Annotated in this window: 28 protein-coding genes; 8 read left to right on the top strand and 20 right to left on the bottom strand. The window is 66.8% G+C overall.

Annotated elements, in window-relative coordinates:
* Positions 1-30 precede the first annotated feature (30 nt).
* From ACR652_RS04785 to coxB, 8 genes are all read right to left on the bottom strand, one after another.
* On the bottom strand, positions 31-768 hold the full coding sequence (locus ACR652_RS04785) for an SURF1 family protein (RefSeq protein WP_434505377.1): 738 nt from the start codon (positions 766-768) through the stop codon (positions 31-33).
* On the bottom strand, positions 765-1,142 hold the full coding sequence (locus ACR652_RS04780; protein WP_434505376.1) for a DUF983 domain-containing protein: 378 nt from the start codon (positions 1,140-1,142) through the stop codon (positions 765-767). Before ACR652_RS04780 ends, ACR652_RS04785 begins: the two co-directional genes overlap by 4 nt.
* Positions 1,143-1,223: 81 nt before the next feature.
* A complete protein-coding gene (locus ACR652_RS04775; protein WP_434505375.1) occupies positions 1,224-2,114 on the bottom strand; it encodes a cytochrome c oxidase subunit 3 in 891 nt (296 codons plus the stop codon).
* Positions 2,115-2,188: 74 nt separating this feature from the next.
* On the bottom strand, positions 2,189-2,782 hold the full coding sequence (locus ACR652_RS04770; RefSeq protein ID WP_434505374.1) for a cytochrome c oxidase assembly protein: 594 nt from the start codon (positions 2,780-2,782) through the stop codon (positions 2,189-2,191).
* A 1-nt stretch (position 2,783) separates the two neighbouring features.
* On the bottom strand, positions 2,784-2,975 hold the full coding sequence (locus ACR652_RS04765) for a hypothetical protein (RefSeq protein ID WP_434505373.1): 192 nt from the start codon (positions 2,973-2,975) through the stop codon (positions 2,784-2,786).
* 22 nt (positions 2,976-2,997) lie between these two features.
* Positions 2,998-3,930, bottom strand: coding sequence for a heme o synthase (locus ACR652_RS04760; protein WP_434505372.1), 933 nt, complete (start codon positions 3,928-3,930; stop codon positions 2,998-3,000).
* A gap of 79 nt (positions 3,931-4,009) precedes the next feature.
* Positions 4,010-5,671: a cytochrome c oxidase subunit I gene (gene ctaD / locus ACR652_RS04755; RefSeq protein ID WP_434505371.1), complete on the bottom strand. Its 1,662-nt coding sequence runs from the start codon at positions 5,669-5,671 to the stop codon at positions 4,010-4,012.
* Between the two features lie 39 nt (positions 5,672-5,710).
* Positions 5,711-6,580, bottom strand: coding sequence for a cytochrome c oxidase subunit II (gene coxB, locus ACR652_RS04750; RefSeq protein WP_434505370.1), 870 nt, complete (start codon positions 6,578-6,580; stop codon positions 5,711-5,713).
* 366 nt (positions 6,581-6,946) lie between these two features.
* Here coxB and ACR652_RS04745 point away from each other — a divergent pair, with 366 nt between their 5' ends.
* Positions 6,947-7,477: an invasion associated locus B family protein gene (locus ACR652_RS04745; protein WP_434505369.1), complete on the top strand. Its 531-nt coding sequence runs from the start codon at positions 6,947-6,949 to the stop codon at positions 7,475-7,477.
* Positions 7,478-7,592: 115 nt separating this feature from the next.
* Positions 7,593-8,192, top strand: a complete 600-nt coding sequence (locus tag ACR652_RS04740) for a hypothetical protein (RefSeq protein ID WP_434505368.1) — start codon at positions 7,593-7,595, stop codon at positions 8,190-8,192.
* 36 nt (positions 8,193-8,228) lie between these two features.
* Here the strand turns inward: ACR652_RS04740 and ACR652_RS04735 are convergent, their stop codons facing one another.
* The 5 genes from ACR652_RS04735 to ACR652_RS04715 form a co-directional block, all read right to left on the bottom strand.
* Positions 8,229-8,726, bottom strand: a complete 498-nt coding sequence (locus ACR652_RS04735) for a F0F1 ATP synthase subunit B family protein (protein ID WP_434505367.1) — start codon at positions 8,724-8,726, stop codon at positions 8,229-8,231.
* 13 nt (positions 8,727-8,739) lie between these two features.
* A complete protein-coding gene (locus ACR652_RS04730) occupies positions 8,740-9,318 on the bottom strand; it encodes a F0F1 ATP synthase subunit B family protein (RefSeq protein WP_434505366.1) in 579 nt (192 codons plus the stop codon).
* Between the two features lie 119 nt (positions 9,319-9,437).
* Complete coding sequence (locus ACR652_RS04725; protein ID WP_434505365.1) at positions 9,438-9,650, bottom strand: F0F1 ATP synthase subunit C; 213 nt, start codon at positions 9,648-9,650, stop codon at positions 9,438-9,440.
* Positions 9,651-9,712: 62 nt separating this feature from the next.
* Positions 9,713-10,480 carry a F0F1 ATP synthase subunit A gene (locus ACR652_RS04720; protein WP_434505364.1) on the bottom strand — a complete coding sequence of 256 codons (768 nt, stop codon included), beginning with the start codon at positions 10,478-10,480 and terminating at the stop codon, positions 9,713-9,715.
* An 80-nt stretch (positions 10,481-10,560) separates the two neighbouring features.
* The gene (locus ACR652_RS04715; protein ID WP_434505363.1) at positions 10,561-10,884 is read right to left on the bottom strand and encodes an AtpZ/AtpI family protein; all 324 of its coding nucleotides are present in this window, start codon (positions 10,882-10,884) and stop codon (positions 10,561-10,563) included.
* A 376-nt stretch (positions 10,885-11,260) separates the two neighbouring features.
* On the opposite strand from ACR652_RS04715, the gene ACR652_RS04710 reads away from it, so the two are divergent.
* Positions 11,261-11,770 (top strand): DUF305 domain-containing protein, encoded by a 510-nt coding sequence (locus ACR652_RS04710; protein WP_434505362.1) that lies wholly within the window; start codon positions 11,261-11,263, stop codon positions 11,768-11,770.
* Here the strand turns inward: ACR652_RS04710 and smc are convergent, their stop codons facing one another.
* A complete protein-coding gene (gene smc / locus ACR652_RS04705; protein ID WP_434505361.1) occupies positions 11,771-15,226 on the bottom strand; it encodes a chromosome segregation protein SMC in 3,456 nt (1,151 codons plus the stop codon). It lies immediately after the preceding gene.
* A gap of 206 nt (positions 15,227-15,432) precedes the next feature.
* On the opposite strand from smc, the gene ACR652_RS04700 reads away from it, so the two are divergent.
* Positions 15,433-15,996, top strand: coding sequence for a gamma-glutamylcyclotransferase (locus tag ACR652_RS04700; protein ID WP_434505400.1), 564 nt, complete (start codon positions 15,433-15,435; stop codon positions 15,994-15,996).
* Between the two features lie 209 nt (positions 15,997-16,205).
* On the opposite strand, the gene ACR652_RS04695 is transcribed toward ACR652_RS04700, so the two are convergent.
* The gene (locus ACR652_RS04695; RefSeq protein ID WP_434505360.1) at positions 16,206-16,589 is read right to left on the bottom strand and encodes a hypothetical protein; all 384 of its coding nucleotides are present in this window, start codon (positions 16,587-16,589) and stop codon (positions 16,206-16,208) included.
* Positions 16,590-16,945: 356 nt separating this feature from the next.
* Positions 16,946-17,878 (bottom strand): glycine--tRNA ligase subunit alpha, encoded by a 933-nt coding sequence (locus ACR652_RS04690; RefSeq protein WP_434505359.1) that lies wholly within the window; start codon positions 17,876-17,878, stop codon positions 16,946-16,948.
* 149 nt (positions 17,879-18,027) lie between these two features.
* Here ACR652_RS04690 and ACR652_RS04685 point away from each other — a divergent pair, with 149 nt between their 5' ends.
* From ACR652_RS04685 to ACR652_RS04675, 3 genes are all read left to right on the top strand, one after another.
* Entirely contained in the window at positions 18,028-19,167 is a 1,140-nt protein-coding gene (locus tag ACR652_RS04685) for a DUF2778 domain-containing protein (protein ID WP_434505358.1), read from the top strand.
* A 339-nt stretch (positions 19,168-19,506) separates the two neighbouring features.
* Complete coding sequence (locus tag ACR652_RS04680; RefSeq protein WP_434505357.1) at positions 19,507-20,595, top strand: tlde1 domain-containing protein; 1,089 nt, start codon at positions 19,507-19,509, stop codon at positions 20,593-20,595.
* Between the two features lie 99 nt (positions 20,596-20,694).
* On the top strand, positions 20,695-21,114 hold the full coding sequence (locus ACR652_RS04675) for a L,D-transpeptidase (RefSeq protein WP_434505356.1): 420 nt from the start codon (positions 20,695-20,697) through the stop codon (positions 21,112-21,114).
* 78 nt (positions 21,115-21,192) lie between these two features.
* Here ACR652_RS04675 and ACR652_RS04670 read toward each other — a convergent pair whose 3' ends face one another.
* Together ACR652_RS04670 and ACR652_RS04665 are read right to left on the bottom strand one after the other, a co-directional pair.
* Positions 21,193-21,915, bottom strand: a complete 723-nt coding sequence (locus tag ACR652_RS04670) for a response regulator transcription factor (protein WP_434505355.1) — start codon at positions 21,913-21,915, stop codon at positions 21,193-21,195.
* Between the two features lie 386 nt (positions 21,916-22,301).
* Positions 22,302-22,997: a tRNA1(Val) (adenine(37)-N6)-methyltransferase gene (locus ACR652_RS04665; RefSeq protein ID WP_434505354.1), complete on the bottom strand. Its 696-nt coding sequence runs from the start codon at positions 22,995-22,997 to the stop codon at positions 22,302-22,304.
* 193 nt (positions 22,998-23,190) lie between these two features.
* On the opposite strand from ACR652_RS04665, the gene ACR652_RS04660 reads away from it, so the two are divergent.
* The gene (locus ACR652_RS04660; RefSeq protein ID WP_434505353.1) at positions 23,191-24,201 is read left to right on the top strand and encodes a polyprenyl synthetase family protein; all 1,011 of its coding nucleotides are present in this window, start codon (positions 23,191-23,193) and stop codon (positions 24,199-24,201) included.
* Between the two features lie 106 nt (positions 24,202-24,307).
* On the opposite strand, the gene ACR652_RS04655 is transcribed toward ACR652_RS04660, so the two are convergent.
* Complete coding sequence (locus tag ACR652_RS04655) at positions 24,308-24,604, bottom strand: PsiF family protein (protein WP_434505352.1); 297 nt, start codon at positions 24,602-24,604, stop codon at positions 24,308-24,310.
* A 155-nt stretch (positions 24,605-24,759) separates the two neighbouring features.
* A complete protein-coding gene (locus ACR652_RS04650; RefSeq protein ID WP_434505351.1) occupies positions 24,760-24,939 on the bottom strand; it encodes a hypothetical protein in 180 nt (59 codons plus the stop codon).
* Positions 24,940-25,016 lie beyond the last annotated feature (77 nt).

Raw genomic sequence — 25,016 nt, 5'->3', positions numbered from 1 at the left:
ATTCAAGCGGGGCGCAACCTCTTGCGATGGTCAAGCGCCCGGCCGCAGCCGTCCACGCGCGAAGAGGCCGAACACGACGAGCAGCGCCGCCGCGAGCGAGAACCATGTCAGCGCATAGCTGAGATGGTTGTTGGGGAACTCCGGGGCCGGGGAAACCAGCCGGGGATAGCCGTTCGCGCCCTGGCTCGACGGCGCCTCGAGAGCGATGGTGAAGGGCGCCGCGCCCGCGAGCCCCAGCGCCGCCGCCATGGCGACCGGATCGCGCGTATACCAGATGAGGCGCTGCGGCGCGTCGGCCGGCGTGAAGGCGTTGCGGCTCTGCGGCGCGCGCATCAGGCCGGTGATTTCCGTCTCGCCCGCAGGCGGCGCGCGTCCGGCGACGTCATCCGTCCTGGAGACGGGCACGAAGCCGCGTTCAACGAAAATCTCCCCGCCGTCCGCCAGCGCGAAGGGCGTGACCACCATATAGCCCGGCTCCAGACCGAACCCCTCCGGCGGCTTCATGAAGATCAACGCGTCGCGCCCGGCGACATAATGGCCCCGGGCGGCGACATGGGTGAAGTCGTAATACGCGGGCGACAGGGCGGCCCAGCCCGCCTGCGGCGGCGCGGCCGCCGGCGCGGCGTGGGCGCGCGCCTCCACGCGGGCGATGAGCGCCTCTTTCTCGCCGAGGCGCCTGACCTGCCAGACGCCAAGGCTCATGAGCAGCGCGAAGACGACAGCCGTCGCGACCCCCGGCCAGAGGAGCGCCCGCTGGCCGGACGTCATGATTCGCGCCGGCCCTCTTCGGCCTTGTTGAAATATTGCAGGGCGATCAGCAGCCCCTTGGCCGGGCGCAGCAGCCCGATGCAGACGATCACGGACAGCGGCAGGAAGATCGCCGCATGAATCCAGTAGGCGGGCTGATAGACCACCTCGATGTACCAGGCGAGGCCGACGATGATGAAGCCCGCGATGGTCATCACGAAGATCGCCGGACCGTCTCCGGTGTCGGCGAAAGAGAAATCGAGACCGCAGACCTCACATTTCGGCGCGACCGCCAGCAGGCCCTTGATCATGTGGCCCTTGCTGCAACGGGGGCATTTGCCGAGCAGCCCGTCGATATAAATCTGCGCCGGAGGGTAAACCTGCTCTTCAGCCATTCTGTGCTCGCTTCCTAAAGAAAACGGCCACGGCGGCGCCGTGACCGTTGAGATTCGGTCGTGAAGGTGGCGCGGCTGCGCTTACTCCATCGCGCCGCCCCAGTTCCCCCACACATATATGCAGCAGAACAGGAACAGCCAGACCACGTCGACGAAGTGCCAGTACCACGCCGCGAATTCGAAGCCGAGATGCTGGTCCGGCTTGAAGTGCCCCTTATAGACGCGGACAAGGCAGACGATCAGGAACAGCGTGCCCACGATGACGTGGAACCCGTGGAAGCCGGTCGCCATGAAGAAGGTCGAGCCGTAATTGGTCGCCGCCGGATGCGCCGGATCGAAGGAGAAGGCGAAGGGCGCATGAGCGTATTCATAGCCCTGAATCATGGTGAACAGCAGGCCGAGCCCGATCGTCGCCAGCAGCCCCTTCTTGAGCTGGTCGCGGTCATTGTGCAGCAGGCCGTGATGCGCCCAGGTCAGCGTCGCGCCAGAGGTGAGCAGGATCACCGTGTTGAGCAGCGGCAGTTTCCAGGGGCTCAGAACCTCGACGCCCTTCGGCGGCCAGACGCCCTGGAAGAGCTCCGTGCGCGTCACCTGCCAGATGTCGTTGGGGAAGATGCTGGAGTTGAAGAACGCCCAGAACCAGGCCACGAAGAACATCACTTCGGACAGGATGAACAGGATCATCCCGTAGCGGTGATGAAGCTGCACCACCGGCGTGTGATGGCCCTCCACCTCCGCCTCGCGGACGATGTCGCTCCACCAGGCGTACATGACCGCGAGGATCGCGGCAAAGCCGGCGAAGAACAGCGTGCCGCCCCAGGTCTGGCCATAGATCGGCGAACCCTTGTGCTGGGCCATCCACATGATGGCGCCGATGGCGGTCGCAAGCGCGGAGAAGGCGCCGGCGATCGGCCACGGACTCGGATCTACGAGATGATAGTCGTGTTGAGGTTTCGCGTGTCCGTCGGCCATTTCTACTTTTCCTCGTCATGCGCCGGTCGCCCGGCGTGTTCTTAGGTTATGCGCTTCCCCCGGCGTCGCCGCGGTCAGGACTTTGGCTTCTGCCCTGTCAGGTCGCTGGTCCTGGGCTTGGACGGCCCCTTGGTCGGGTAGAAGGAATAGGACAAAGTGATCTCCTCGATCCGCCGCATCGCCTCGTCGGATTCGAGCGCGGGGTCGAGATAGAAGACGACCGGCCATTCGGCGGTCTCGCCCGGCGCGAGCTTCTGCTCGTCGAAGCAGAAGCACTTCACCTTCACGAAAAAGGCGCCGGCCTGGTCCGGGCTGACGTTGTAGGCCGCCTGCCCGCTCGTCTCCTTGTCGGAGAGATTGGCGACCTTGTAATAGACCGTCGTCGTCTCGCCGGTGCGCAGCGACACCTTGGGAACTTCCGGTTCGAATTTCCACGGAAGGTCGCGGGCCACATTGGCGTCGAAGCGGACGATCAGATGGCGCTCGCCCTGTCTGGCGGCGGCTGTCTTGCCGATCTGCGGCGTGCCGCCGAAACCCGTCGCGGCGCAAAAGGCCCGATAGAGCGGGACCGACGCGAAGGACAGGCCGAGCATCCCGAGCGACCCCACGACGAGCGCCGCCGCGATGGCGCCTGGTCTGCGTGCGGGCTTTTGGTCGGACGCGGTCATCTCAGAACGCCCGGTTTGCGACGGCGCCGCCCAGCCGGACGACCGTGATCGCGTAAAACAGCACGGCCAGCAGCGCGACCGTGACGCCGATCGCGAGATTGCGCGCGCGGCGGCTGCGCTCCTGTTCGGGCGTGAGCACGATTCCCTCGGCCGCGTCCGGGTGGGTCTTCTGCTCGTTCGGCTGGCTGCTCATGTCTTTTCCCTTTTCCGCGCGCTCAGATGTACCCGGCGATATGGGCGACGCGCTCCGCGACGAGGATGAGGAACAGCATGAAGAGATAGGAAATCGAGAAGAGGAAGAGCTTCAGCGCGGCCCGGCGCGCGGCGTCGCCCTCCCGGCGGCGATAGACATTCGCCGCAAGCCAAACGAGATAAAGACCCGAGACAATCGACACGGCGCCATAGACGGCGGTTGCGAAGCCCATCAGCCACGGCAGCACGCCGAGCGGCGCGAGCAGCAGCGAATAGACCAGAATTTCCAGACGGGTGCGATCGGCGCCGTGCACGTTCGGCATCATCGGCACGCCGGCCCGGGCGTAGTCGTCGTGCTTGTTGAGCGCCAGCGCCCAGAAATGCGGCGGCGTCCACACGAAGATGATGGCGAAGAGAATGACGCTCGCGAGGCTGATGTCGCCTGTCGCCGCGGCATAGCCGACCATGGGAGGCAGGGCGCCGGCCGCGCCTCCGATGACAATGTTCTGCGGCGGGGAGCGCTTCAGCCACATCGTATAGACGACGACATAGAAGAAGATGGTGAAGGCGAGCAGCGAGGCCGCCAGCCAGTTGGTCGCGAAACCAAGCGTGAAGATCGAGAGCAGCGCCAGCACAAGGCCGAAGGCCAGCGCCGAGTCGCGCTCCATGCGGCCGGACGGAATCGGACGCAACTGCGTGCGGGTCATCACCGCGTCAATGTCCGAGTCGTACCACATGTTCAGCGCCCCAGAGGCGCCGGCGCCGACGGCGATGGAGAGAAGCGCGGTGAAGGCGATGAGCGGATGCGGCGGCGTGGGCGCGAGCAGAAGCCCGGCGAGCGCGGTGAGCACGACCAGCGACATGACGCGCGGCTTCAGCAGCCAGACATAGTCCGACGGCGCGGCGACCGGAATGCGCGGGGTCTGGCTGTCGTCGAGATAGGATGCGTCGCTCATCGCCGTCGCTCTTGACCTGACAGAAACGAAAGGAAACCGGGGCGACCGGCGCAGGCGAACCCGCGCCGGTCGATGTCTCTTACTGATGGCCGGGGCCGGAGATGCGCGGCAGAACCTCGAACTGGTGGAACGGCGGCGGCGAAGGCAACGTCCACTCCAGCGTCGTGGCCCCCGGACCCCACGGATTCGCGCCGGCCTCACGCTTGCGCAGGAAGGCCTCGATCACCGCATAGAAGAAGATCAGCATGCTCAGCGCGCCGATGAACGCGCCGATCGACGAGACATAGTTCCAGAGCGCGAAGGCGTCCGGATAGTCGATGTAGCGGCGCGGCATGCCGGCGAGGCCGAGGAAGTGCTGCGGGAAGAACGTCAGGTTGATGCCGATGAAGAACACCACGAAGTGCAGCTTCGACAGGGTCTCGTTGTAGAGATAGCCCGTCATCTTCGGGAACCAGTAATAGAAGCCCGCGAAGACGGCGAACACGGCGCCGAGCGACATGGTGTAGTGGAAATGCGCGACCACGAAATAGGTTTCGTGGAGCTGACGGTCGGCGCTCGCATTCGCCAGAACGACGCCGGTGACGCCGCCCATCACGAAGACGAAGATGAAGCCGATCGCCCAGATCATCGGCGCGCGGAAGGTGATCGAGCCGCCCCACATCGTCGCGACCCAGGAGAAGACCTTGATGCCCGTGGGCACCGCGATCACCATGGTGGCGAAGACGAAGTAACGCTGCGCGTTCAGCGACAGGCCGACCGTATACATGTGGTGCGCCCACACGATGCAGCCGAGGAAGCCGATGGCGACCATGGCGTAGGCCATGCCGAGATAGCCGAACACCGGCTTCTTGGAGAAGGTCGACACGATGTGGCTGATCAGGCCGAAGGCCGGCAGGATCAGCACATACACTTCCGGATGGCCGAAGAACCAGAACAGATGCTGGAACAGCAGCGGGTCGCCGCCGCCGGCCGGATCGTAGAACATTGTGCCGAAGTTGCGGTCGGTCAGCAGCATGGTGATCGCGCCGGCGAGGACCGGAAGCGTCAGCACCAGCAGGAAGGCCGTCACCAGCATGGCCCAGGCGAACAGCGGCATCTTGTGCAGCGTCATGCCGGGGGCGCGCATGTTGAAGATCGTGGTGATGAAGTTGATTGAGCCGAGGATCGACGAGGCGCCCGCGAGATGCAGCGACAGGATGACGAAATCCATCGCCGGCCCGGGGTGGCCGATGTTCGACGACAGCGGCGGATAGAACACCCAGCCGCCGCCGAAGCCCATCATGCCCGGCGCGCCCTCGACGAACATCGACAGCACCAGAAGGATCAGCGACACCGCGAGGAACCAGAAGGAAATATTGTTGAGGCGCGGGAAGGCCATGTCCGGCGCGCCGATCATGATCGGCACGAACCAGTTGGCGAAACCGCCCATCAGCGCCGGCATGACCATGAAGAAGATCATGAGCACGCCGTGCGCGGTGATGAAGACGTTGTAGAGATTCTTGCCGGCGTCGGCACCCATCGAGGGGTCGGCGTGATTGATGAGCTGCGCGAGGCCCGGGAACACCCCGATGCCCGGATACATCAGCTCGGCGCGAATCGCGACCGACATGAGCGCGCCGACCACGCCGCCGATCACGGCGAGGATCAGATAGAGCGTGCCGATGTCCTTGTGATTCGTGGAGAAGAGAAAGCGGCGCAGGCCTCTCGGATGGTCATGCGCTCCGGCAGTCGAACTCGCCATCGTTTTGTCCTCGATGTCTTATGTTGTCTTGCGTCTGGTTCAGCGAGCCTGCTCGCTCGAGGCGAGGCGCGTGCGCGACTCGGCGGCGGAGAACTTCTTCTTCGAATCCGCGAGCCACGCGTCATATTTCTCGCGGCTCACGACGCGGATCGCCATCGGCATGAAGGCGTGGTCCTTGCCGCAGATCTTCGAGCACTGGCCGTAATAGACGCCTTCCTTCTCGGCCCTGAACCAGGTCTCGTTCAGACGGCCCGGCACCGCGTCCATGCGGACGCCGAAAGCCGGGATGACGAAGGAATGGATGACGTCCGCGGCCGTGATCTGAAGCTTCACGACCTCGTTGACCGGCACATAGGCTTCATTGTCCACGGCGAGAAGGCGCGGCTCGCCGTCCTTCAGATCGGCCTCGGGCTTCATGAGCTGATCGAAGCCGAAGCCGCCGCCCTGATCCTCCGGATATTTATACGACCAGTACCACTGGTTGCCGGTGACCTTGATGGTGATCTTCGATTCCGGAATCTCGACCTGATGCGCAAGGATGCGGAAGGACGGGATCGCGATGACGACGAGAATCAGGATCGGGACGAGCGTCCAGACGATCTCGAGGCCCGTGTGATGCGTCAGCTTCGACGGCACCGGATTGGTCTGCTCGTTGAATCGCCAGGAGACGTAGAGGAGCAGCCCCAGAACCGACAGGGCGATGAAGGTGATGATCGGCAGCAGGATGCCGTTGTAGAAGAACTGGGTCTCGCGGCCGACGTCGGTCACTGTCGCCGGAAGGCCGATGCCGCCAGGAGTCGGCTGACCCTCGACCTGGGCATAGGCGAAGCCCGCGAAGAGGACGACCGGAAGCGCGACTGCGGCCGCAAGTGCTCCGCCAGAAAGGAAGTTTCGATTGCCCGTGGACATGCAGGTCGCCTTTCGCACCTTTTCGTCAGACAGTTTCAGTTTTTTTATGCAATTTTCGGGCGCGCTTTCGCCGCCGTAAGCTTTCGCCCGACCAAGGCCCGGTTCAACCACAAACGCAGTCCTCGCGCAATTGCTGCGACGCCATATTCCGCCAGACAAATGGTCGCGCCGGCAAGGAATCGACAAGGTTCGACGCCTGCTGACAAACACGAGCGCGACGCGCGCCGGAAAACATGGGCGCGGCTTGACAGAGCGGGACGATTTGTTAGGCAACGAAGGCCCAGCCGCGCCGTCGCGCCGCCCCGAAGCGGCCGCTTTTCAGATTATGTTCGGTGCATGAGAGGCCCCTTGCTTGCTGGAGACCGCATGACTCTGTTGCGCGCTGCGACGTCCTTCGTCCCCTTGCGACATCTCGTCGCGGGCGCCCTCGGCGCCGCATTGGCCACGGCCGGAAGCGGCGCGGAGGCGCAGGGTGTGGTGAAATCCAAATATGGCGACTGGGAAATTCGCTGCGAGACGCCTGCCGGGGCGTCCTCCGAGCAGTGCGCGCTGATTCAGAGCGTGGTCGCGGAAGACAAGAACAATGTGAATCTCGTCGTCATCGTCCTCAGGACGAGCGACGGCAAGAGCCGTCTGCTGCGCGTCATCGCGCCGCTCGGCGTGCTGCTTCCCAACGGGCTGGGTCTGAAAATCGACCAAACGGACATTGGCCGCGCGGGTTTTGTCAAATGCCTGCCAACCGGCTGCGTCGCCGAAGTGGTGATGGACGACAAGCTGATCGATCAGATGAAGAACGGCCGCATGGCGACATTCATCATTCACCAGGTGCCGGAAGAAGGCATCGGCCTGCCCCTGACATTGCAGGGCTTCAAGGAAGGCTTCGCAAAGTTGCCGTAAGGACAACGACCGCGCTTTCCGCCGAAAGCGTTCGGCGGCAAGAGCGACAAGGGCAGGAACCGGAGGGCGTGTCCGGTCCGGTCGAGGCTGTGAGCGAAGGGGAGCGAAGGGAAGAATGAAGATGCGTTTTGCTGGATGGGCGGCGCTGGCTCTCGTGGCGGGGTGCGGCGTTCAGAAGGCCGCGGCCTTCGAATTCCCGAAAATCGGCGTGCCGCAGATTCTCGGCGGCGGCGAAAAGGAGCAGCCGCTCGCGCCGGGGGCGACGGCCGACTGCCCCGTGATCGTCGCGGAGGATGGCGCGCAGATGTTGCGCGCGCCCGCGGGCGCCGAGGGGGCGGCCGTGCATCATCAGGTGTCGATCAAGAACATTGCGCGGGAATGCATCGTCGAGGGCGACCATGTCGTCATTCGCGTGGGCATAGAGGGCGACGCCATGCTGGGGCCGGCGGGCGCGCCCGGCGACTTTGGCGGCGCGATTCGCGTCGCGCTGCGCAAGACCCACGATGACTCGATCGTCAGTTCGAAAACCTATCGCGTCAACGCCGCGATCCCTGCCGGCGCGTCGCGCGCCGATTTCCGTCTGCTGGCCGATCCGATCGCGGCGCCGCCGAGCCAGAAGGCGCATGAGGACTACGAAATCCTCGTCGGCTTCGCCGACGGCCAGGCTGACAGCGTCGAAAAACCGGTCGGCAAAAAGAAAAAGGGCCGGCGCTAAGGCCGGCCCCCAAATCCCTGTCGAAACGCGCCGGTCTCAGGTGGAGACATAACGCGCGTTTTCGCCCAGCGCCTTGACCTCATTGATGCCGGCGGCGACGAAATCCTTGCCGGGCGCGCCCTTGGCGAGAACCCGCTCGGCGACCTTCACGGCCGCGTCGGCAGCGGCGGCGCGCACTTCCAGAGCGGCCTGAGCTTCGGCCTGGGCGATCTTCTGCTCGACCTGCTTGACGCTGCGCGCCATGAATTCATCGAGGCGGCGCTTGCCCTCGGCGGCGATCATCTCCGCCTCTTCCTTCGCCTGGGTGACGATGGCGCGGGCCTCCGCCTCGGCTTCCTCACGCTTCTTCTCGAAGGAGGCGAGCAGCGATTCGGCTTCCGCGCGCAGACGCTCGGCCTCCGCGAGATCGCTCTTGATCCGGTTGATGCGCGCGTCGATCAGCGCGGTGAATTTGGAATGGGCGCCGGCCCACAGCAGCACGAGCACGAAGATCGTGAAGCCGACGGCGACGTAAAATTCCGCGTCGAAGTGCATGGAACGCGTCTCCTCAGTTCTTCGCGGCGCGATATTCGTCGGCGAGACGGCTGCGGTCGGCGGGGGCGCCGGTCAGCTTCTCGACGATCGAGGCGGCGGCGTCGAGCGCGATCTGCTCGACATTGGCGAGCGCCGAAGTCTTGGCGCTGGCGATGCGCTCTTCGGCGGCGCGGATTTTCTCGGCCGCCTCGGATTCGGCGCGGGTGCGCTGCGCGGCGGTCTCGTTGGCGATCTTCTGCTGCGCCTCGCGGCCGATGGCCTGGGCCTCCTCGCGGCGCAGACGCAGATTCTCGTCATTGGCGGCCGCGGCGGCTTCCGCCTTGGCCTGCATGTCGCGGGACGCGTCGAGGTCGGCGGCGATCCTGGCCTCGCGAGTCTCGATGATGCCGCCGACGCGCGGCAGCGCGATGCGGGACATCAGGACGTAGAGGAAGCCGAAGATCAGAACGAGCCAGAACAGCTGCGGCGCGAAATTCTCGGTCTGGAAGGGCGGAAAGGCGCCCTCGTGATGAGCTTCGCCGCCCGGCGCGCCCACGGACTCGTGGGTCTCCTGCTCGGTCTCGGCGGCGTAGGCGGAAGAGATGATCGCCATGGACATGATCCGAAGTCTTCGACGCGGCGCGCGACGTGAACGCGGGGCGCCTCTGCGAGGGGCGTAACGGGCTGCGCGGCGCGCAGGAGGCGCGCCGCGCAAAAGATCAGGAGAAGACGTTAGGCCTTCAGATACAGCAGCAGCGCGATGACGAAGGCGAAGATGCCCAGGCCTTCGGCGAGCGCCGCGCCGATGATCGCGTTGGTGAACTGGCCGGCGGCCGCCGACGGATTGCGCAGCGCGCCGTTGACGAAGTTGCCGAAGATGAGGCCGACGCCGATCGCCGCAGCGCCGGTGCCGATCGCGGCGAGGCCCGCGCCAACCAGTTGCATTTCAGAAGCCATGGTATTCTCCTGCTTTCTTTGTAGGGGCGACGTTTATTGTTGGATGTTTATCAGTGGCCCGGATGAATTGCGTCGTTGAGATAGACGCAAGTGAGGACGCTGAACACGAAAGCCTGCAGACAGGCCACGAGAAGCTCCAGCGCATAGAGCGCCACGATCGCGAGCAGCGGCACCGGCGCGAGCGCCGAGTAGACGCCGCCGGCCGCGAGCAGCAGCACGACGAAGCCGCCGAACACCGCCAGCGTCACGTGGCCGGCGAGGATGTTGGCGAAAAGACGAATGGACAGCGACACGGGGCGCGACAGGAAGGAGATGATCTCGATCGGCACGAGGATCACCAGCACCGGCAGCGGCACGCCATGCGGCACGAAGAGATTCATGAAGCCGAGGCCGTGGCGATAGAGGCCGTAGGCCACGACCAGCAGGATGACCAGAAGCGCGAAGGCGAAGGTCACCACGATCTGGCTCGTCACCGAATAGGTGTAGGGAATGAGCCCGATCAGGTTGGAGATCAGGATGAAGGAGAACAGGCTGAAGACGAAGGGAAAGAATTTCATCCCTTCGTTGCCCGCCGTGCTGCGCACGGTGTTCGCCACGAATTCGTAGAGCATTTCGGCCAGCGCCTGGAACCGGCCCGGCACCACCGCCTTGCGCGAGGTCGCAATGACCATCAGCAGCACAACGCCCAGCGCCGCGAGCAGCATGTACAGCGACGCGTTGGTGAAGGAGGTCTCGACGCCCGCCATCTGATGCGGGAAGTAGCGGTGCAGTTCGAATTGTTCGATCGGGTTCGGCGCGGCCGCTACTTCAGTGCTCATCGTCCCTGCCCGGACGTCGCCGCCCGGCCCTCGATTAGAGGGCGCGGAAAGCGCGCCCTAGGTCTCGCCAGATGCGCCGGTCAAGCCTGAGGCTTGGCGACGCGATAAATGTTCCAAAAGCCCGCCGCGACGCCGAGGCCGAGCAGGACGATCATCAGCCAGGGCGTCGTGCCCAGCCATTCGTCGAGCTTCCAGCCGAGAACGCCGCCGACCAGCACCGCCCCCACAAATTCGGAGAACGCGTTGAGCCCGACGCTCAGCGCCCGTGTCAGACCCTTTCGCTCCGGCGGAGGCGCCTCTCTGGCGAGTCGCTCGTCGTCGCGCTGACGCAGCGCCTCGTTGAGCTTCTCGAGTCGCGCATTGAGCGCGTCCTGTTCGGCGTCCCGCTTGTCGTCGTCGATCATCGTCTTTCTCCTTCACGCTTGAGGCGCGCAAAATTCAACGATGGCCGGGACGGTTGGGTTCAGGGGATGATCCGGTTTCCGGGAGCGGCCAGCCGAAAAATCCCGGCCTTACGGTCGGGCCTTTCCGTGGCCGCGCGAAACATATTGAGGGGTCACGGTGAAGTCAAGGCGCGCGCGTTTTCCTCAACTCCCCTGTTTTCCAAGAAAAAACGCGGCTTGCGACGATTCGTCCGCGACGAAAATTTGTGCATTTGCGAAAGCGCCGTCGACAAAGACGCCTCGGGACGCCGGCGCCCCTCCGACCGTCCCGGCCGGGGACCTTCGTCGCCGACCAGTCGTTACCTCCCACGGGCGCGGCGCGGGACAGGAGACATCCATGCAATATGTGCGTTTCGCCGTCATCATCGCGGTGGCGACCGCGCTGATCTTCGCGATCAGCTATCTCAACGTCTTCGAGACGGACCACCTCTGGTTCAGCATGGGCCGCGTCTGGATGGCCGTCGCCATGGGCGCGGCGGTCGCGGTCGTGGTCATCCTGGCCATGGGCCGCAGTTTTGGCGACTGGGCGGCGAATTCGGTCGTTCTGGCGGCGGCGCTCGCGGCCTTCGCCGCCTCGGCGTGGCTCATCCGCAATCAGGAAGGAACCGGCGACATCGGCTTTCTGCGCGGCATGATTCCCCATCATTCGGCCGCCATTCTGTCTGCCGAGCGCGCCCAGATTCGCGACCCCCGCGTACGGGCGCTCGCGGACCGAATCATCGCCGCGCAGCAAAAGGAGATCGGGGAGATGGAACGGCTGATCGCGGATCTGGACAAGACTCATCCGCCCGCCGACGCGCCGGTGCTTCCGGCGCGGCCGCCGCAGGCGCATACGGCGATGAGATGATCAGCTCGCCAGCGCGAACTTCTCCGCCTGCTCCAGATCGACCGAGACGAGCTGGGAAATGCCGCGCTCGGCCTGGGTCACGCCGAACAGCCGGTCCATGCGCGCCATGGTGATCGGATTGTGGGTGATCGTGACGAAGCGCGTGTCGGTCTTCTTGCGCATCTCGTCGAGGAGGTCGCAGAAACGTTCGACGTTCGAATCATCCAGCGGCGCGTCGACCTCGTCGAGCACGCAGATCGGCGAGGGATTCGTCAGAAACACTGCGAAAATCAGCGACATGGCGGTCAGCGCCTGCTCGCCGCCGGAGAGCAGCGTCATGGTCTGGGGCTTCTTGCCGGGCGGGCGGGCGAGAATGTCGAGGCCGGCCTCCAGCGGGTCGTCGCTTTCGACGAGCTGAAGCTCCGCCGAGCCGCCGTCGAAGAGCAGGGTGAACAGCTCCCTGAAATGGGCGTTCACCTTGTCGAAGGCGGCGAGGAGGCGCTCGCGGCCCTCCTTGTTGAGGCTGGCGATGGCGGCGCGCAGCTTCTTGATCGCCTCGGCGAGATCGTCGCGCTCGGCGATCATCTTCTCGCGCTGCGAATCAATTTCGGTCAGCTCCTCCTCGGCGCGCAGATTCACGGCGCCGAGGCGCTCGCGGTCGGCGCGCAGCCCCTCGAGGCGCCGTTCGACCTCGGCGATGTCCGGCAGTTCGTCCCCTTCCCGCACGCCGGCGAGCTCGGCCAGCGCCAGCGGGGTCGTTTCGAGATCGTGCTGAATGGCGCGCTCGATGTCGGCGACGCGCTGTCTGGCCGCCTCGAGCTGTGCTTCGCTGCGGGCCTTTTCCTCGCGCGCGGCGCTCATCGTGTCCAGCGCGGCGCGGGCGGCGCGGTCGGCCTCGGCGAGACGGGTCTCCGCCTCGGCGCGGGCGTCGGAGGCGTCGCGGCGGGCGGCTTCGGCGTCCTCGAAGGCGTTCATCAGCGCGCGGCGCTGTTCGATGAAGGCGTCGGGCGCCTCGGCCAGACGCTCCTGCTCCTCGCGCGCCGAGTCGAGCCGCTCTTCCAATTCGCCCAGCCGGTCCTGCGCGCGGTCGCGGCGCTCGGCCCAGGAGGCGACCTCACGGGTGATGGCCGAAATGCGCGAGGCGCGGGCGTTGGCCTCGTTGCGCAGCGTGGCGAGAGCGGCGCGCGCCTCGCTCGCCTGAGCGCGCTCCACCATGGCGCGGGCGCGCAGGCTCTCCAGCGCCCCGGCCAGCGAGGCCGGCTCCTCCAGGGCGTCCAGCTCGGCGGCGAGACTGGCGCGTTTCTGCGCGGCCTCGTCGCGATTGGCGAGGGTCTGGGCCTTGGCCTCCTCCAGCGCGGACAGGCGCTGGCCGATCTGCGCCAGACGGCGTTCGGCAGCGGCGTGGCGCTCGCGCGCTTCCTCGAGCCGGGCGCGGGCGCGGCGTTGGCCGTCGCGGGCCTGGGCGTCGGCCATGGCCGCGAGCCGCGTCGCCTCGCGCGCGGCCTCCAGTTCCTCGGCGAGGGCGTCGGCTTGGGCGCGGGCCAGCTTCGCCTCATTGCGCAGATCGGCGAGGCGATTCTTCTCGGCGAGGCGGCGCGCCGCAGGGGTCGGCGCCTCGGCGGCCTGCGTGAACCCATCCCAGCGCCACAGGTCGCCTTCCTTCGAGACGAGACGCTGGCCGGGCTTCAACAGCTTGCGCAGATGTTCGCCCTCGGCGCGCAACACGACGCCGATCTGGGCGAGGCGGCGGCGCAAGGCCGGCGGCGCCTGCACCATTTCCGCGAGCGGCCGCACGCCCGGCGGCAGGGACGGATCGCCCGCGTTGGAGGTCAGCGCCCAATGGGCGGGCGCGGAGTCGTCGGCGGAGGCGTCGAGATCGTCGCCGAGCGCGGCGCCCAGCGCGGTCTCATATCCCTTTTCGACGGTCATGCTTTCCACGACCGGCGCCCACAGGCCGCCCGAGTTCGACGACAACAGATTTTCGAGCGTGCGCACTTCGGTTTCGAGCCGCTGCGCCTTCAGCGCCGCCTGCTCGACGGGGTGGCGCGCGGCAGCCTCGGCCTCGCGCGCCTCGTGCTGCGCCTCTTCGGCCATTTGCGCCGCTTCATCGGCGGCGCGGGCCTCCTCGGCCGCCATGTCGAAGGCCTCGGCGAGGCGCGCAGCCTCCTCGGCGCCGCCGCCCTGCCCGGCGATCAGCGCGAATTCCGTGTCCAGACGGGTCAGCTCGGCCTCGAAACGGGCGACGCGGTTCGTCTCGTCGCGCAGCGCCGATTCGATGGCGGCGCGCCGGGCGTTGACCCCCGCGAGCTGCTGCTGCGCGTCGCCCAGCGCCGATTCGGTCTCGGCCAGCGCGGCCTCGATCTCGGCGAGGCGCTCGCGCGCTTCCGCCTCGCGGCCGTCGTCGGACACATCGGCGCCCAGAAGCTCGGCGCGCTCTTCCTCGAGGCGTTCGGCGACCTGCGCCGCGTCCTCGATCAGCGCCCGCTCGCGCTCGAGATCGCGCATGAACTGCTCGATCTGGCGGGCGAGCTCCGAGATGCGCTGTTTGGCGCGCTGCTCGTCGGCCTCCAGCGCCTGACGCGCCGCGACAAGGCGATGCACGGCGGCGCCGGCCTCGGCCTCCTTTTCGCGCAGTTTGGGCAGCTCATGCGCGGCGATGGCCTGAAGCTTCGCGGATTCGGCCTGCTCCAGCGTGCGCGCCTGGACATTGGCGATGTCGGCTTCGAGCTTGACGGCCGCGTCGCGCAGCGAATCGGCGGCGATCTGATAGGAGACCAGCGCGACCAGCGCCTCGTTCTGCCGGATTTTCGCGGCCAGCTCCCGATAGCGGGAGGCCTGCCGGGCCTGCCGGCGCAGACTGTCGCCCTGGCTCTCCACCTGCTTGAGCACGTCTTCGAGACGGGTGAGATTTTCGGACGCCGCGTTGAGCCGCAGCTCCGCCTCGTGGCGGCGGGAATGGAGCCCCGCGACGCCCGCCGCGTCTTCGAGGATGCGGCGGCGAGCCTGCGGCTTCGCGGAGATGATCTCGCCGATCTGCCCCTGACGCACCAGCGAGGGCGACCGTGCGCCCGTCGCCGCGTCGGCGAACAGAAGCTGCACGTCGCGGGCGCGCACTTCCTTCCCGTTGACACGATAGGTCGAGCCCTGTTCGCGCTCGATGCGGCGGGTCACCTCGATCTGGTCGACGTCGTTGAAGGCGGCGGGCGCCAGGCGCGCGGAATTGTCGAGAACAAGGCCCACTTCGGCGACATTTCGGGCAGGCCGCGAGCCGCCGCCGGAGAAAATCACGTCGTCCATGGCGGACGCGCGCATGTTTTTATAGGAATTCTCGCCCATGACCCAGCGCAGGGCTTCGATGAGATTCGACTTGCCGCAGCCGTTCGGCCCGACCACGCCGGTCAGGCCCGGCTGGATCAGGAAATCGGTCGGTTCGCAGAAGCTCTTGAACCCCAGAAGTCTCAGGCGTTCGAATTTCATACTTGAAAGAGCGCCACAAAAGACCGGCGAAAGCAAGAAAACCCATACAATATCTTGTGGAAGCGCCCGCAGGCGCGAATTCCGCCCGAAAGATCAGGGCGCGCCGAGGCTTTTTTTGTTGCCCTCGCCGGCGGCGCCGGAAAGAATGGGCGTGCGTGGAGACGCCGCCGCGCCGGATCGGCGCGGCAAGGGTTCGGGACGACGGCTTGCTGGCGAAGGCTTCCTGCGACGAGGATCTCTGGGTTTTCGGCTATGGCTCCCTCATGTGGCGGCCGGGCTTCGATTTTGTCGAAAGCGCGCTCGCCTGGGTCCATGGCTATCACCGGTCCCTCTGCATCTTTTCCCATGTCCATCGCGGCACGCCGGAGCGTCCGGGCCTCGTGCTCGGCCTCGACCGCGGCGGCTCCTGCCAGGGCGTCGCCTTTCGCGTCGCGGGACGGGACCGCGAAAAGACGATCGAGTATCTGCGTGAACGCGAACTCGTCACCTCCGTCTATCTCGAGAAGACCATCGGCGTGCGCTTCGCGGAAGGCGGCTGCGTCAATGCGCTGACCTATGTCGTCGACCGCAGCCATTGCCAATATGCCGGGCGGCTCCCCTTCGAGGAGATGACGCGGCTCGTCGCGGAGGGCGTCGGCGCGGCAGGCGACAATCCGGCCTATGTCCGCAACACCTATGAGCATCTGCTGCAGCTCGACATTCACGACGCCGAGCTGGCGGAAATCGTTCGCCGTCTCGATCAGTGCTCCTGCCGGACCGCGCCCGCCTGACACGACCGGACAGACGACTGCGCGAAACCTGCGATCGCCTGCGCGAGTCGCACGAGCCAAACGAAGCAACCCGGAGCCACGTTACGCGCCCCGGATTGCTTCGCCGCCCTCGGCGGGCGCAAGCTTTCGAGCTTTTCTTATTGGCTAAAACGCGCGACTCGCCGTTACGCCGGCGCGCCACAAACGCCACGCGCACTGAACCCCTGAGCTCAACTCAGCAGCGACGTCGACAGGTCGCGCGCCGCCTTGTTCCCTTCACAGAAGTGGACGTGCCACTCGGCGACGCCCAGCTCCCGCGCGAGATGGCGGAGCGACTGACGGCCCTCGCGGGCCGCAAGGACGCACACGGGACGCAGGCCGACTCCGTCACGCGTCACGCCGATGATCACGCCGCTTTCGACATCGGAGACGAAGCCTTCTTCCCCCCGCTGGAACACCGAGCACACGTAACGCTGACCCGAGACGCCGCGCCATGAAAAGAAGCGGCCCCGCAGGACGTTCGCCTCCGCGAGCGAGTCCAGCTCCTGACCGCGCGGCGACAGGCGGGCGCCGGAGCGCCGAGAGAACAGTGAAAACGCGTTGTCCCGTTGCATGACAACCTGCTCCATAGAGCGAAACATGAACACATTTAGAACAAAGCAGGCACACAGTCAACCGGCGACGGCCCCTGCTGGCGCTCCCGTCGGCTCCCGGGTTCCAACAGAAGCCGACGGGCCGCGCCGCGCCGCACTCCCGGCGGCGCAAGGCGATTGACGACGCCTCGACTGGCGTTCTGCCAGGCGCGCATCGGTCCCGATGTGCGCCAACGCACGCGACACGCAACGCTGACTGCCCTCTGACATGGGGACGCCCCCCGCCCCCACAAGCGCAAGCTCGACGATAAAACGCCCGCCTGCGACAGTTGTTCGCAGGCGGGCGCAAATTTTTGCAGCTTCGTGCAAGCCTGGAGTCAGGCGTTGGCCCCGCCCCCCGCCGTGCGCAGCCAGGCGGCGCCACAGGCCTTGGCCAGTTCGCGCACGCGCAGAATGTAGCTTTGCCGCTCCGTGACGGAGATCACGCCGCGCGCGTCGAGCAGATTGAAGGCGTGGCTCGCCTTGATGCATTGGTCATAGGCGGGGAGCGCCATGAGATGGCGTTCATCCCCCGAGCCCGCGCCAAAGTCGAGCAGGCGCCGGCACTCGGCCTCGGCGTCGCGGAAGTCCTCGAACAGCTTCGCCGTGTCGGCCGCCTCGAAATTGTGCCGCGAATATTCCTGCTCGGCCTGCAGGAAGACGTCGCCGTAGGTGACTTTCTCGGAGCCCTCGCGGCCGTTGAAATTCAGCGCCATGATGCTGTCGACGCCCTGCAGATAGCAGGCGAGGCGCTCCAGCCCATAGGTCAGTTCGCCCGCCACCGGCGCGCATTCGAAGCCCGCGACCTGCTGAAAATAGGTGAATTGCGAGACTTCCATCCCGTCGCACCAGCACTCCCAGCCAAGTCCCCAGGCGCCCAGCGTCGGGCTCTCCCAGTCGTCCTCGACGAAACGGATGTCATGAACTTTCGGGTCGATTCCGATCGCCGCCAGCGAACCGAGATAGAGCTCCTGCAAATTCGGCGGCGACGGCTTCAGGATCACCTGGAACTGATAATAGTGCTGAAGCCGGTTGGGGTTCTCGCCGTAGCGCCCGTCCTTGGGGCGGCGGCAGGGCTGCGCATAGGCGGCGCGCCAGGGCCTTGGCCCGAGGGCCCGCAGCGTCGTCGCCGGATGAAAGGTGCCCGCCCCCATCTCCATGTCGTAGGGCTGCAGGATGACGCAACCCTGCGCGGCCCAGAAATGCTGCAGCGTGAGAATCAGGCCCTGAAAGGAGCGCGTGGGCGAGAGATCGTCGGCGAGAGCGGTCATGCGGTGCATCCTGTGGCGGCGACCCCTGTTAGGGTCACGAGCGGCCCGCGGTCAATGGCGGATAGCGCGTCCCATTTCGGGGCAAGGTCGAGGGGCGCGGGAAAGCCCTTGTAAACCATTCCGAAAGCCATGGGCGCTAGCGTTGACCCATGCGTAACCCAGTCTCGTATCCTCGCGTTCGAGCCCCGCGTCGGGCGCATCAGATTCTCCTGGCTCTCGGCGGCGTCGCCATCTGTCTGACGACCGCCGGGCTGCTCCTCCCGATGGCCCCCGCCGATCTGACAGCCAGCGTCGGCCCCGTCGCCGTCGATGCGGCCGGATCGCAAGCCGCCGCCGCCGCCGTCGGGCTGCGCGGCTCGCTGCTCGCCGACCTCGGCCCCTATGAGCCGCAGGGATTTGCGCCCCGCCGGGCGGTCCGCGCGCAAGGACTCTTCATCTCGCGCGCGCAGGCCGGCCCCCGGCTGGCCGAGGCGCCCGCGCCGCCGGCGCGGCCGGCCGACATCCAGCCCGAGAAGACCGCGCTGGCGCAGCCTCCGGCCGAGGCCGTGCTGACCGCCAGCGCGCCGACGCCGCCGCGTCGGCCGGCGGAGCTGACCATCGCCCTGCGTCCGGAGCCCCCGAAGGACCCGAAGGAAGAGACGGCGCCCGTCGCCCGCACGGAGCCGGCGGCGGCGGCGCCCCTGCCCGCCCGCCAGACGACGCGCGCGGCGCGCACCACCATCGTTCCAGGGGGGCAGGCGGACAATCGCGGCTTCTTCGAGCGCCTGTTCGGAGGCGCGCCGCAGGCCGCCGCGCCGCAGGCGCAGGCAAACCGCGAGGCGATGGCCTATGCGCCGGCGAGCGACGCCGGCGGGCTCTTCGGCGGGCTGCGCAGCGCCGTCGCCCCGGTCAATCCTGGCGCGCGCTTCGACCGCTACACCGCCGTCTATGATATTGGCGCGCACGTGGTCTACATGCCGGACGGCTCGCGGCTCGAGGCTCATTCCGGCCTGCGCGAGCATCTCGACAATCCGCAGGCCGTCCATCTGCGCATGCGTGGGCCCACCCCGCCGCATCTCTACACGCTGACGCCCCGCGAGGCGCTGTTCCATGGCGTGGAGGCGCTCCGGCTCAATCCGATCGGGGGCGGCGGCGCGATCTATGGCCGCGCCGGGCTCCTCGCCCACACCTTCATGCTGGGCCCCAACGGCGACTCGAACGGCTGCGTCTCCTTCCGCGACTACAGCGCCTTCCTCCAGGCCTACAAGCGCGGCGAGGTCCGCAAGCTGGCGGTCGTCGCCCATCTCTGACGCGGGCGCGCAGGCGCCGGGCGTCCCCCAATGAGATCGCGCCAGTCCCTTGGGATTGGCGCGATTTTTTGTCGCGCGCCTTAATTCTTGCGCTGCGGCTTCAACGTTATATAGTTGATTTTCTTGGATTTTTACAGAGACACAGGCTGGCGCGGCCCTTTCTGGCGCGTCTGCAGACAGCCAAGAATTCGCCTGATTCAGGCCCAAGCAAGGCCCCGATGCTTTTCCACTGTGTTGCTGGGACGTGATTGCGCGCCCGCTTTCAGCCGGTCAGTCCGCGATTCGCGCGACCGGCGCTCCGTCGCCGAGTATGCGACGCCAACACTCATTCGAGGGCGGATGTTGACGAAACCCAAGACCGTGAATGGCTTCCTGTCTCATGACCGCGGCCGCCTCCTCGCCTATACGGTGCTCGGAGCCGGCGCGCTGTCGCTGAGCCTTCTGGCCGGCTGGCATGGGCTTCACCGACAGGCTGAACCATCGGCGCTCCCCGCTGTCGCCGACCAGTCCACCCCCGCGCATGGGCCGATGATCGTCGGCCTCGGACCCTGGGCCCGCACCGCCGCCGCCAACGCGCCCGCCGCGGCGCCGGAGCAGACGGCGTCGCTCGAGGCCGAGATCCGGCCGTCCCTTCCCGAAGAGGCGGCGCCGGAGCCCGGGCCCGACGAGGCTTCAGCCGACGCAGGCGCCGATGTTCCCTTGCCCCCGCGCAAGCCCGCCGAACTCAGGACGCTTGCCGGGCGCAACGCCGCGCCCGCCCCGATCCGCCAGGCGGCGCTCCCCGCCGAGCCGGGTCCCGCGCCCACGCCGGCGGACAACCGCAGTTTCTTCGAGAAGATTTTTGGCGGCGCGGGCGCAGAGCCCCCGCAGAGCGCGCAAACCGAGCCGGCTCCCGCCGCCGGGCGCGCCGGACGCCGGCCGCAATCGCAGCCGACGCAGGCGCTCGCCTATGCCCCGCAGGAGTCGACCGGGGGTCTCTTCGGCGGCCTCACCAATCCGGCCGCGCCCGCCGCGCCGACCCAAACCACGATTGGCGCCACCGCCCAGCCGAGCGCCGGAACGGCGGTCTACAACATCGCGACGCACACGGTTTACATGCCGGACGGAAGCCGTCTCGAGGCGCATTCCGGCTTGCGCGAATATCTCGACAACCCGCACTACGTGCATGTCCGCATGCGGGGTCCGACGCCGCCGAGCGTCTACGCCCTCACGCCCCGCGAGGCGCTGTTCCATGGCGTCGAAGCGCTGCGGCTGACGCCGATCGGCGGCAATTCGATCTTCGGCCGCGCGGGTCTGCTCGCCCACACCTTCATGCTCGGCCCGAACGGCGACTCGAACGGCTGTGTATCCTTCCGGGACTACAACGCCTTCCTGCAGGCCTTCAAGCGCGGCGACGTGCGCCGGCTTGTCGTCGTTGCAGGCATGTAGCCGCGCGCGTCTTTTTCTACGGCGACGTTGGACGAAGCGCCGGGGGCGCGCCTATCTATCTGGAGAGCAACGTCCTCGAGTAACGCGCGGGAGGTCGCCTTGCGTGCGAGTAACTGTGTTTTGGCCCTTGCGGCCGTCGCCTTTCTCGGTTCCACGACCGCCGAGGCGAGAGTCCTGATCCATATCAATCTCGCGAGCCAGCGGATGCATGTGACCTCTGCGGACGGGGATTTCAGCTGGGCGGTCTCCACCGCCCGCCCCGGCTACCGGACGCCGCGCGGCGTCTTCGCCGCCACGGCGCTTCAGCCGATCCATTACTCCACCAAATACGACAACGCGCCCATGCCGCATTCCATCTTCTTCAGCGGCGGCTACGCGATCCACGGCACGTACGCCACGCGCTCACTCGGCCGGCCGGCGTCGCATGGCTGCGTCCGGCTCTCTCCCGGTCACGCCGCGCTGCTGTACAATCTGGTCCGCCGGGAGGGCGCACGCATCTCGATCGGCGGCGGGGGCTAGAAACAGCCCCTCGCGGGCGAAAAGCGCGAATGAGCCGCGCGCCGGGCGCCGGCTGTAACGCCGGCGCGCGCCGCCCGCTCAGGAATCGAAGGCTCTCGCGTCGAAGGCGAAGCCGAGGCGATAGACGGTTTTGATCGGGCCGCGCTGGCCGACCTGACCTTCGATGGTCGTTCTCAATCGGCGCACGAACATGTCGAGCGCGCGGCCGCTTTCATCCGTCTCCTCGATGCCGATCGCCTTGCGCAACTCGTCCCGGGCGATGGCTTTCCCCGGCGCGCGCATCAGGCATTTCATGAAAGCGGTCTGCCGCGTGCTCAGATTGACCCTCTCGCCTCCCGGCGCGAACAGACTGCCGGCCTGATCCAGGCGCCAGCCCGACAGATCGGCCTTGAGCGGCGCGACGCCACGGCTGAGCAGCGAGTCGACGGCGGCGAGAAGCTCCGCCTCCGGGGTCGGCTTGACCATGTAGATGTCGGCGCCCTGGGTATAGGCCTCCACCCTGTCGGTCAGCGTATCCCGCCGCGTGTGCACGATAATTCGGGTCGGCGAGGTTTGCCGCAGCAGCCTGACGATCGCGAAACCGCTGTCGTCCGGAAGATTGAGGTCGAGAATGGCGAGGTCGAACGGCGCCGCGCCGTTGAGCTCGCGAAATTCACGCGCGCTCCCGGCGCTCGTGACGTCGCGGGCGCCGGACGCCAGCGCGCCCGCCAGCGTCTGGCGCAAATCGGGATCGCCCTCCACCAGAAGAATTCTTTTTGCTGCGCCGTTCGTCATCTCAATCGTCTCGATCGTGGCCACCACCCGGCCTTTCCCGACTTTCTGGGCTTTTCGCGGCCGCGCGCCCGACGCGAAATCATTTTGGAAATACTGCGCTGGATAATAGTTTAGCGACCGCTGTGCTTGTTTCGTCGGATAAAGGCGTCCATTTCACTTCGCCTGACCGGCAGATACCGCCGCTGGCAGACCAAGTTACAAGTAACGAACTTACACAATTAATCGTGAGAGGCAAGAGCCGCGAGAAAAAATGCGGAACAACTCTGGATTGTAAACACGCAGAAAGTAATGATGACATTGACCAAATAAGATTGGTTCATTTTTCTATTGCAACCGCTTGTACATTCGTGCGGCCGCGTCTTGCGGGCGCAGACGCGCTGTGAAAGAGCGATCCATTTATGGTTAATGATCTTTTAAGGCGTCCGCGCGGGATCTCCGATGAGGCGCGAGGGCGCCAGGGAGAGCGGCGCCTTCGAGCCTTTCACGCCGCGCAGGAGAATGCGGATCGCCGGCGCGTCCGGGCGCGCGTGGAGGGGCTCGATGGAGACGCCGCCGAGCCGCCCCGCGACCGCGGCGAGACATTCCGCGAGGGCGTCCGCCCGGTGGATCATGACGAAGGCTCCCCCCGGCGCCAGCAGCGCCAGCGCGCCGCGCACCCATTCGGCAAGCGGGACGGCGGCGACATGCGCGCGCGCCCTGCGCGCGTCCGGCGTCACGCGCACGCGCCCGGGCGCGTGGAAGGGCGGATTGGTGAGGACGAGCGCCGCGGCCCCGTCGACAAGCCCGGCCGCGCGGCGCGACCGGGCGTCGACGACATCCGCCTCATGGACGCTGACGCGTTCCGCGAAACCGTTGCTTGCGACATTTTCACGCGCCAGGGCGCAGCTCTCGGGATCAATCTCGACGAGGCCGACCGTCGCCTGTGGCGCATGAACGGCGGCCATCAGCCCGACCGCCCCCGCGCCTGCGCCAATATCGAGCACAAGTCCGCTCTGCGCGGGCGAAACGGTCGCCGCCAGAAGCACGGCGTCATGCCCCGCGCGGTGCCCCCGGCCCTGCCGAAGGCTCAGCCGTCCGTTCAGAAACCCGTCCGCGTCGTCGCCGCTCATCGCGCGCGACAGTCACACGGAGACCCCTCCGGCGGCAAGACGGGGGCGCCGCGCATAGTCTAAGCCTCGGGAATGGCGCTGTTTCTGCAACACCCACAGACAAGCCCCCGCAAAACCGGGGCGTCGACTTGCCGGTAAGGGCGCAAGGCCGTAAATTGCGCCGCCAATATGCAGTAAGGCCGTAGGGGGGTCCGTGGGTATCGTTATTCCGCTCGAAGAGAAAAAGGCCGCGGGCCTCGACAGCCTGCTCGACCTCATCCGCCCGGACCTCGAGCGCACCAATCAGCTCATCATCCAGCGCACCGGCTCGGACGTGACCACCATTCCCGAGGTGGCCAATCACCTGATCTCCGCCGGCGGCAAGCGCCTGCGGCCGATGCTCGTGCTCGCGACCGCCGGCATGTGCGGCTACAAGGGCGACGGCCATCTCAAATTCGCGGCCGGCATCGAATTCATGCATACCGCGACCCTGCTCCACGACGACGTCGTCGACGAGTCGAACATGCGGCGCGGAAAGATCGCGGCGCGCATGCTGTGGGGCAACCAGACCTGCGTCCTGGTCGGCGACTTCCTGCTCGGCCACGCCTTCAAGATGATGGTGGAGCCGGGCATGATCCCGCCGCTCACCGTGGTCTCGCAAGCGGCGGCGGTCATCGCCGAGGGCGAAATCCTCCAGCTCAACGCCGCCAAGGACACGACCACCACCGAAGACGCCTATATGGCGGTGATCCGCCGCAAGACCGCCGAGCTCTTCGCGGCGGCGGCCGAGGTCGGCGTCATGCTGGCCGGCAAGCCCAGGGCGGATGAGGCGGCGGCGCGCAGCTACGGCATGAATCTGGGCGTCGCCTTCCAGCTCATCGACGACGCGCTGGATTACGGCGGCTCCTCCGCCAAGCTGGGCAAGAATGTCGGCGACGACTTCCGCGAGGGCAAGATCACCTTGCCGGTCGTCCTCGCCTTCCGCCGGGGCAGCGAAAAGGAGCGCGAGTTCTGGCGCCGCACGCTGGAGAAGGGCGAGATCAACGACGGCGACGTCGAGACCGCCTGCGGCCTGATGAAGAAACACAAGGCGCTGGACGACACGATCGAGCGCGCCGCGCATTACGGCGCCATCGCCCGCGACGCCATGGAGATTTTCCCGGCCTCGCCGTGGAAGGACGCCCTGCTCGAAGTCGTCGATTTCTGCATCGAGCGCGTATACTGAGCGGGTCGCCGCTCTCCCCAACTCCGCGACGCGAGGCCGCGAGCGGGGTTGGAGGCACATGAAAAACGCCGGCCGCGCGGATGCCGCGGCCGGCGTTTTTTTATTGTCAGGACTTCACACAGTCGGCCTTGAACTGCTTCTTGGCCTTGCCCTTGAGCCCCTTGGCCTTGGCCTGGTCGGCGCAGCTCTTTTCCTTGTCAGCCGCGGACTGCGGGGCGCCGGTCGTGGCGGTCGACGCAGCGGCGGGCGTGGCGGCGGCGTCGGCAGGAGCGGCGCCGGACTCGGCGGCGGCCTTCTGGGCGATCTCGGCCGGCGGCTTCCAGCTCGTCTGGGCAAAGGCCGAGGCCACGAGCGCGGCGGCGCAAGCGCCGGCGATGGAAAGGATCTTGATGCTCTTGTACATAACGTCTCTTTTTGTTCTAGGAAGCCGGCCGCGCGGCTTCAACTCTCCCTTGGCGAAACGCTACTCGAACGCTGCCGGAGCGGACATTATGACATTTTTAAGAGGTTGTCTTGGGGCCGGGCGCAGCCCAGCGGCGCCCGCTCCCGCACTGCCCCCTAGCGCGCGCCGTCCCGCCAGAAATGGATGGCGAGGACCCCCGCGAGGACGGAGAGGAACAGCCGCGCCGCCAGGCGGCTGGGCGCAACGCCCGTCTTTTCAATGAGACGCGCGAGATAAGGCCGACGCCGCGCCCTGCGCCCGCGCCCGCCTGTCAGATCGAAATGGAGGCTGCTCATCGTGGTTTCCGCTCGAACAACCGACGCCCCGAGTGGTAAGGCTAACGACGAAAATATTGAGAAATGCTTGCGCCCGT

Origin of the sequence: Methylocystis sp., from assembly GCF_051061225.1 — a bacterium.
Classification (GTDB): Bacteria; Pseudomonadota; Alphaproteobacteria; order Rhizobiales; family Beijerinckiaceae; genus Methylocystis.
The sequence above is the reverse complement of the archived record's forward strand: the minus strand, read 5'-3'. Positions and strand labels throughout refer to the sequence as shown.

What these genes read in the sequence shown, in the direction of transcription:
- ACR652_RS04695 (WP_434505360.1), bottom strand. Translation starts at nt 16,589, where the DNA reads ATGCAACGGGACAACGCGTTTTCACTGTTCTCTCGGCGCTCCGGCGCC.
- ACR652_RS04730 (WP_434505366.1), bottom strand. Translation starts at nt 9,318, where the DNA reads ATGGCGATCATCTCTTCCGCCTACGCCGCCGAGACCGAGCAGGAGACC.
- ACR652_RS04650 (WP_434505351.1), bottom strand. Translation starts at nt 24,939, where the DNA reads ATGAGCAGCCTCCATTTCGATCTGACAGGCGGGCGCGGGCGCAGGGCG.
- ACR652_RS04680 (WP_434505357.1), top strand. Translation starts at nt 19,507, where the DNA reads ATGTTGACGAAACCCAAGACCGTGAATGGCTTCCTGTCTCATGACCGC.
- ACR652_RS04710 (WP_434505362.1), top strand. Translation starts at nt 11,261, where the DNA reads ATGCAATATGTGCGTTTCGCCGTCATCATCGCGGTGGCGACCGCGCTG.
- ACR652_RS04780 (WP_434505376.1), bottom strand. Translation starts at nt 1,142, where the DNA reads ATGGCTGAAGAGCAGGTTTACCCTCCGGCGCAGATTTATATCGACGGG.
- ACR652_RS04690 (WP_434505359.1), bottom strand. Translation starts at nt 17,878, where the DNA reads ATGACCGCTCTCGCCGACGATCTCTCGCCCACGCGCTCCTTTCAGGGC.
- ACR652_RS04735 (WP_434505367.1), bottom strand. Translation starts at nt 8,726, where the DNA reads ATGCACTTCGACGCGGAATTTTACGTCGCCGTCGGCTTCACGATCTTC.
- ACR652_RS04760 (WP_434505372.1), bottom strand. Translation starts at nt 3,930, where the DNA reads ATGAGCGACGCATCCTATCTCGACGACAGCCAGACCCCGCGCATTCCG.
- ACR652_RS04725 (WP_434505365.1), bottom strand. Translation starts at nt 9,650, where the DNA reads ATGCAACTGGTTGGCGCGGGCCTCGCCGCGATCGGCACCGGCGCTGCG.
- coxB (WP_434505370.1), bottom strand. Translation starts at nt 6,580, where the DNA reads ATGTCCACGGGCAATCGAAACTTCCTTTCTGGCGGAGCACTTGCGGCC.
- ACR652_RS04765 (WP_434505373.1), bottom strand. Translation starts at nt 2,975, where the DNA reads ATGAGCAGCCAGCCGAACGAGCAGAAGACCCACCCGGACGCGGCCGAG.
- ACR652_RS04775 (WP_434505375.1), bottom strand. Translation starts at nt 2,114, where the DNA reads ATGGCCGACGGACACGCGAAACCTCAACACGACTATCATCTCGTAGAT.
- ACR652_RS04665 (WP_434505354.1), bottom strand. Translation starts at nt 22,997, where the DNA reads ATGAGCGGCGACGACGCGGACGGGTTTCTGAACGGACGGCTGAGCCTT.
- ACR652_RS04745 (WP_434505369.1), top strand. Translation starts at nt 6,947, where the DNA reads ATGACTCTGTTGCGCGCTGCGACGTCCTTCGTCCCCTTGCGACATCTC.
- ctaD (WP_434505371.1), bottom strand. Translation starts at nt 5,671, where the DNA reads ATGGCGAGTTCGACTGCCGGAGCGCATGACCATCCGAGAGGCCTGCGC.
- ACR652_RS04785 (WP_434505377.1), bottom strand. Translation starts at nt 768, where the DNA reads ATGACGTCCGGCCAGCGGGCGCTCCTCTGGCCGGGGGTCGCGACGGCT.
- ACR652_RS04685 (WP_434505358.1), top strand. Translation starts at nt 18,028, where the DNA reads ATGCGTAACCCAGTCTCGTATCCTCGCGTTCGAGCCCCGCGTCGGGCG.
- ACR652_RS04715 (WP_434505363.1), bottom strand. Translation starts at nt 10,884, where the DNA reads ATGATCGACGACGACAAGCGGGACGCCGAACAGGACGCGCTCAATGCG.
- ACR652_RS04720 (WP_434505364.1), bottom strand. Translation starts at nt 10,480, where the DNA reads ATGAGCACTGAAGTAGCGGCCGCGCCGAACCCGATCGAACAATTCGAA.
- ACR652_RS04655 (WP_434505352.1), bottom strand. Translation starts at nt 24,604, where the DNA reads ATGTACAAGAGCATCAAGATCCTTTCCATCGCCGGCGCTTGCGCCGCC.
- ACR652_RS04770 (WP_434505374.1), bottom strand. Translation starts at nt 2,782, where the DNA reads ATGACCGCGTCCGACCAAAAGCCCGCACGCAGACCAGGCGCCATCGCG.
- ACR652_RS04740 (WP_434505368.1), top strand. Translation starts at nt 7,593, where the DNA reads ATGAAGATGCGTTTTGCTGGATGGGCGGCGCTGGCTCTCGTGGCGGGG.
- smc (WP_434505361.1), bottom strand. Translation starts at nt 15,226, where the DNA reads ATGAAATTCGAACGCCTGAGACTTCTGGGGTTCAAGAGCTTCTGCGAA.